This window comes from Bradyrhizobium guangdongense (genome assembly GCF_006483445.1).
In the GTDB taxonomy this organism is placed as follows: domain Bacteria; phylum Pseudomonadota; class Alphaproteobacteria; order Rhizobiales; family Xanthobacteraceae; genus Bradyrhizobium; species Bradyrhizobium guangdongense_A.
The window spans coordinates 1-1,697 of record NZ_PPPT01000262.1; the positions used below are offsets into that span (position 1 = coordinate 1).

Consider the following 1,697-nt stretch of genomic DNA (forward strand, 5'->3'; position numbering starts at 1 on the left):
GGCAGCACCATGATCGCGACGCTGCCGAGCCTGCTGCGCGCGCACATGCTGCGCGACTTTGCGGTCGCGCCGGTGCCGTTCGAATGTCCTGATATGCCGATGTTCATGGTCTGGCATCTGCGCCACCAGACCGATCCGATGCACCGCTGGTTGCGCCAGCAGCTCGAGATCGTGGTCGCGCCCACGCTTGCCGGCGCCACCCGACGGATGCCGGATTCCGACCAGCGTCCGCCGATCAAGGCCGTCGCGCGTCGCTGACAATCCCACCGTTGAATACCTCTGCGGGCGATTGCGCGATGAGGCCGGCCAGGCCGGGCATGGACGATGTTTGAAAAGTCCAAGTCGCGGCAGGATTCCTCTCTCACGATGCCGGAGGCCGCGCTGCTAAGGACGCAGCGAAGCAAACAATGCGCATCTCAACGAGGAGACGTCATGTTCACCTTCGATCCCTATTCGCCCGTGGTCGATGCCGACCCGTTCCCGTTCTACAAGACGCTGCGCGACGAGCACCCGTGCTTCTGGAGCCCGCAGGCGGGGATGTGGATCCTGTCGCGCTACTCCGACATCGTCTCCGCCGGCCAGAACTGGCAGCTCTATTCGTCGGCGAAGGGCAATCTCATGACCGAGCTGCCCAACCGCGCCGGCGCGACCCTCGGCACGACCGATCCGCCGCGCCACGATCGCCTGCGCGGCCTCATCCAATATGCCTTCATGAAACGAAACCTGGAGAGCCTCGGCGATCCGATCCGCGACATCGCGCGCAGTGCTGCGGAGGCTTTGCGTGGCAGGGATCGGTTCGACTTCATCGAGGATTTTTCGTCCAAATTCACGGTGCGCGTGCTGTTTGCCGCACTCGGATTGCCACTCGGCGACGAGCAGACCGTTCGCGACAAGGCGGTGCTGATGGTGCAGAGCGACCCGCACACCCGGGCCAAGGGACCGGAGCACATCGCGGCCTACAACTGGATGCAGGATTACGCGGCCAAGGTCATCGCGGAACGGCGCGCCAATCCGCAGAACGATCTGATCTCGCATTTCGCCATGGCCGAGATCGACGGCGACCGGCTGGATGAGCGCGAGGTACTGCTCACCACGACGACACTGATCATGGCCGGAATCGAGTCGCTCGGCGGCTTCATGAGCATGTTCGCCTTCAACCTCGCGGACCATGTCGATGCCAGGAGCGCGCTCGTGGCGAATCCGGAACGGCTGGCCGACGCGATCGAGGAATCGCTCCGCTTCAACACCTCGGCGCAACGCTTCCGCCGCTGCCTGCAGAAGGACGTGACGTTGCACGGCCAGACCATGCGGGAAGGAGACTTCGTCTGCCTCGCCTACGGCTCCGGCAATCGCGACGAGCGGCAGTACCCCGACCCCGACGTCTACGACATCACGCGCAAGCCGCGCGGCCATCTCGGTTTCGGCGGCGGTGTGCATGCCTGCCTCGGCACGGCGATCGCACGGCTCGCCGTGAAGATCGCCTTCGACGAGTTCCACAAGGTCGTGCCGAATTACCGGCGCACCCAGGAGCAGCTCGCCTGGATGCCGTCATCGACCTTCCGCAGCCCGATGCTGCTCGAGCTCGCGGTCAACTGAGGGGAACGACATGGTCAACATCATCTATGTCGAGCCCTCGGGCGCAAGGCACGCCGTCGATGTGGAGGAGGGCTGGAGCCTGATGCAGGGCGCGACCGCCA

At 64.8% G+C, this 1,697-nt stretch carries 1 protein-coding gene and 1 pseudogene; both read left to right on the forward strand.

The features are described 5' to 3' along the window. Positions 1 to 258, forward strand: a pseudogene (locus tag C2U70_RS30970) (hypothetical protein); the annotation flags it as partial. A 174-nt stretch (positions 259 to 432) separates the two neighbouring features. Further along, positions 433 to 1,596 carry a cytochrome P450 gene (locus tag C2U70_RS30975; RefSeq protein WP_140982428.1) on the forward strand — a complete coding sequence of 388 codons (1,164 nt, stop codon included), beginning with the start codon at positions 433 to 435 and terminating at the stop codon, positions 1,594 to 1,596. Positions 1,597 to 1,697 lie beyond the last annotated feature (101 nt).

Bases quoted from the DNA above. Each gene is read 5' to 3' on its own strand.
- C2U70_RS30975 (WP_140982428.1), top strand. From the start codon at position 433: ATGTTCACCTTCGATCCCTATTCGCCCGTGGTCGATGCCGACCCGTTC.